The organism is Streptomyces candidus, from assembly GCF_014207445.1.
In the GTDB taxonomy this organism is placed as follows: Bacteria; Actinomycetota; Actinomycetes; order Streptomycetales; family Streptomycetaceae; genus Streptomyces; species Streptomyces candidus.
In genome coordinates, this window is sequence record NZ_JACHEM010000056.1 from 1 (window position 1) to 3,346 (window position 3,346).

Genomic DNA, 3,346 nt, shown 5'->3' on the forward strand with positions numbered 1-3,346 from the left:
TCGGCGACGAGTTGGGTTTCCCAGCGGGTGCCGGGGCGGCCGGCGTGCTCGCCGCGCGGGGTGGCCGACGGGCCGGTCACGACGCGGCCTCCCCGCCATGGCACGGGCAGGTGCAGCGGGCCGCGCAGAACTTGCACTGCCCCGGACGCTTGGCACCCTGCTGGCCGGTCATGCCCTGGCAGTACGCGTGCTCACCGTGCAGGCAGCCTGTCGACAGGTACAGGTGCTCCGTCGCGGAAGCAGCTGCCCCGTCCGCGTCCGGGTCGACCTCGGGGTGTGTGAACCTGACGGGTTTGCCGAGACTGCGCGCGTATTCGATCTCCGCCTGGGTCGAGTCCCCGACGTAATCCCCCACCACGACGACCTCATCCGCCAGCCGGATCTTCGCCCGGTGCAGCTCGTCGAGGCGCCGTTTGCCGCGTTCGGCGTGCACCGGGTCCGCCCACAGCGGATGCGGCTGCTTCATGTCGCAGTCCGGCTTGATGACGATGTGGCTGGCCCAGGTGAGCAGTCGGGCCTCGTCGAGCATTTCGTCCATGAACCGGGTGGAGCCGCAGATCACGACGATCAGCGGGAGGTCCAGCGCGCGCTTGGCGGCGATGAGCGCCTCTTCGGGGATGGGCATCTGGTTGTCGGTCATCAGCGGTTCTCCTGTCGTGCTGCGTGTCGGCCGATGTGGGTGCGGGGCTGGCGGAGGTCGGCGAGGAGTTCCTCGCGGTGCCGGGTCTGCTCGTCGCAGGTCCAGCGGCGGATCTCGCCGCGGGGTCCGCGGTGGGGTCGGGCGCCGCCGAAGGTGCCGTCGGGGACGGTCTCGGCGAGGACGGGATCGACGAGGAGCTTCATGGCGTCGTCTCCGGGCCGTTGACGCAGCACGGGCAGTGGTCGGGTACTTCGTTGATCTGCCAGCCCTGCGCTTCGGCTGCGATGTACGCGTCGTCGATGGTTCGGGCGTCGATGACGATCTGCGAGGGGCATCCCCCGTGGGGGCTCATCCGGTCGCACGTGATCGTGAAGCGCACGCTCATGCCGCAGTCCTTTCGGCTTCGGTGTACCGCTCGGCGTGCACGGCCCCGTCGGCGAGGGCCATGCCGTCGAGGTGGCAGGGGACGGTCGGGGTGACCTGGCAGCGGGCACAGCAGGCGACGGTGCGTGCCCATGCGTACCTGCGGGCCGGGTGGGGGTCGGTGAGGATGCGCCGGCCGCTGATCGTGGTGCAGGGCTTGTGTTCGTGGGCCCCGCAGTGGGGGCAGGCGACGGAGCGGGCGGGGTGGGCCTTGGCGCGCATGAAGTGGCGGAGGTTCTCGGGCATCGGGGCGGCGTTGCGGAGGGTCATGTCTGGCTCCTCATGGCGGTGCGGGCACGCTCGAAGTTGGCGCGGGCGGTGATGAACTCGGCGTCGGTGCCACCTCGGTCCGGATGGGCGGCGGCCATCGCGGCTTTCAGCTCGGCGAGGTCGGGTTCCTGCTCGGCGAGGACGGGCGGTTCGCGGTGGACTCGGAGATCGATCTCCCACCAGCCGCCGGCCCGGTTGACGAACCCGTCGGTTTCGAGCTTCTGGCGGTCGACGAAGCCGATGCGCTCGGGCCCGCTTCCGGGGCGGACGTAGTAGATCCGGCGGGCCGTCTTCTTCGTGACACGGAGGGCGACGGGGCGGGTGGGCACCCAGATGTCGTCGTTGCCTTCCCAGTGCTCGGACTCGATGCCGTAGACGTACTCGACGGGTTCCGGAGCGGCGGTCATGTCTGGCTCCTCGGGGTGCAGGCGGTGCAGTCGCATCGGGTGGTGATTTCGGGTCGGTCGGCGACGATCCAGTTGCGGTGTTCGGTGAGTGCGGCGTCGACGATGTGCGCGGGTGGCGGCGGGACGGGCTGGGGTGGGCGGGTGCCGGGTGGCCAGGTTCCGGGCCGTCGCCGTCCTGGCGGTTGCGGCGGGGGTTTGGCCGGGGCGGGTTCGCGGCGGGTGCGGCCGGCGGCTATCTGCTGACGGAGGAACGAACTCAGGTCGCCCTGCTTCCGCATGGCCTTGATGTCGTCGGGGTCGATGTCGGTCATGCGATGTCCGACGGGTCGCCGGGAAGGTCGAGACATTCGCTGTCCGGGGGCCGCCAGCCAGCGTCGAGGAGGCGGGCGACGATTCGGCGGGCCGCTTCCTCCGCGGTGCCGTCGCCGTACCCGGGGAACGCCATCGGGTTCGCGGCTCGCCCTTCCTGAACGGTGAGGACCGCATGGACGTGTGCGTGGATCCACTGCTCGGCGATCTGGATGCCGTTCCGCCCGTGCTCGTAGCCGACGCGGGCGATGGCGCATTCGACGGCGGCCATGCGGGGGTCGTTGGCATCCATCACGCGGCCCCCCGGCGCCGGTCACGGCCGCTGATCTCGACGACGGTCGTCATCTGCGAGAGCCGGGAAGTGATCCGTTCGCCGAGCTTGTCGACGAGGTCAGGGCCGTTGCGGTCTTGGGTGGGCAAGTTGCTGGTGATGATCGTCGGGCGGCATTCGTTGTACCGCTCGTTCAGCAGCCGGTAGGTGGCTTCCTCGGTGAACTCGCTGATCTTCTCGGTGCCGAGGTCGTCGATGAGCAGCAGCGGTACCCGCATGAGCCGGCGGACTTCGTACTCGGGGCCGCGGTCGCTGCCCTGGGGGCGGAGCAGGGCGTACATGTCGGGGGCGGTCAGGGCGATCACTTCGTAGTGCTCGGGTCCGGTGTCGGCGATGTGGCGGAGCGCCCCGTAGGCCTGGTGGGTTTTGCCGGTTCCGAACGGGCCGGTGAGGAGGAGGAATCCGGCGTCGCGGGGTGCGGTCGCTGCGGCGGTGGCCCACTCCAGCACCGCGGCGTCCGTGGCGGTGGCGTTCTGGTAGCGGTAGGGGGTGGCGGTCTCCCAGCGCTTGAGCGCCCAGTCGGCGCGGCGGCGGCGGTGGTACTCGGGGTGCCCGGGTTCGTCGGGTGCGGGGGCGTCGTCGACGGGTCCGGCTTCGATGTCGCCGAGGCCGCGGGCTTCGAGGATGTTCTTGAAGCGGCGCATCACCGCTTCGCCAGCGAGGGGTGCAGGGTCGGGCATGGTCAGAATCCCTTCGAGTAGTCGACGTCGGGGTTGGGCTGGAAGGGCCGGTAGCTGTCGCCGGACACGGCCCGCAGGTGCGGCTTGCCGGGGGCGTCGGGCTCGTACTTGTCCTCGTAGCGGCGGTCGCGGAGCCAGTTGTCGGATTGCTTGATGAAGCGCCATTCCTGGCCGGCGACTTCTTTGGCGTAGGCGACGGCGGCAGCGGTGATCTGTGCGGGCTCGGCGCCGTCGGCGACTGCGGCTTTCCAGAGTTCGAGGGTCTTGGCCCGGTTCTTGCTCTTGG

Annotated in this window: 8 protein-coding genes and 1 pseudogene; all 9 read right to left on the reverse strand. The window is 70.4% G+C overall.

Annotated features, from left to right (window positions below; translation table 11 throughout):
* Positions 1-253: 253 nt before the first annotated feature.
* Positions 254-640: pseudogene (locus HNQ79_RS33055) on the reverse strand (hypothetical protein); the annotation flags it as partial.
* Entirely contained in the window at positions 640-843 is a 204-nt protein-coding gene (locus HNQ79_RS33060; protein WP_185036683.1) for a hypothetical protein, read from the reverse strand. The pseudogene HNQ79_RS33055 and the gene HNQ79_RS33060, both read right to left, overlap by 1 nt.
* On the reverse strand, positions 840-1,025 hold the full coding sequence (locus HNQ79_RS33065; protein ID WP_185036684.1) for a hypothetical protein: 186 nt from the start codon (positions 1,023-1,025) through the stop codon (positions 840-842). The genes HNQ79_RS33060 and HNQ79_RS33065 overlap by 4 nt, the downstream gene beginning before the upstream one ends.
* The gene (locus HNQ79_RS33070) at positions 1,022-1,333 is read right to left on the reverse strand and encodes a zinc finger domain-containing protein (protein ID WP_185036685.1); all 312 of its coding nucleotides are present in this window, start codon (positions 1,331-1,333) and stop codon (positions 1,022-1,024) included. The genes HNQ79_RS33065 and HNQ79_RS33070 overlap by 4 nt, the downstream gene beginning before the upstream one ends.
* Complete coding sequence (locus HNQ79_RS33075; protein ID WP_185036686.1) at positions 1,330-1,740, reverse strand: hypothetical protein; 411 nt, start codon at positions 1,738-1,740, stop codon at positions 1,330-1,332. Before HNQ79_RS33075 ends, HNQ79_RS33070 begins: the two co-directional genes overlap by 4 nt.
* Positions 1,737-2,051: a hypothetical protein gene (locus HNQ79_RS33080; RefSeq protein WP_185036687.1), complete on the reverse strand. Its 315-nt coding sequence runs from the start codon at positions 2,049-2,051 to the stop codon at positions 1,737-1,739. Before HNQ79_RS33080 ends, HNQ79_RS33075 begins: the two co-directional genes overlap by 4 nt.
* The gene (locus HNQ79_RS33085) at positions 2,048-2,341 is read right to left on the reverse strand and encodes a hypothetical protein (protein WP_185036688.1); all 294 of its coding nucleotides are present in this window, start codon (positions 2,339-2,341) and stop codon (positions 2,048-2,050) included. The genes HNQ79_RS33080 and HNQ79_RS33085 overlap by 4 nt, the downstream gene beginning before the upstream one ends.
* Positions 2,341-3,060, reverse strand: a complete 720-nt coding sequence (locus tag HNQ79_RS33090) for an ATP-binding protein (RefSeq protein WP_185036689.1) — start codon at positions 3,058-3,060, stop codon at positions 2,341-2,343. The genes HNQ79_RS33085 and HNQ79_RS33090 overlap by 1 nt, the downstream gene beginning before the upstream one ends.
* A gap of 2 nt (positions 3,061-3,062) precedes the next feature.
* The coding region (locus HNQ79_RS33095) for a hypothetical protein (RefSeq protein ID WP_221508380.1) at positions 3,063-3,346 on the reverse strand (284 nt) is incomplete at its 5' end.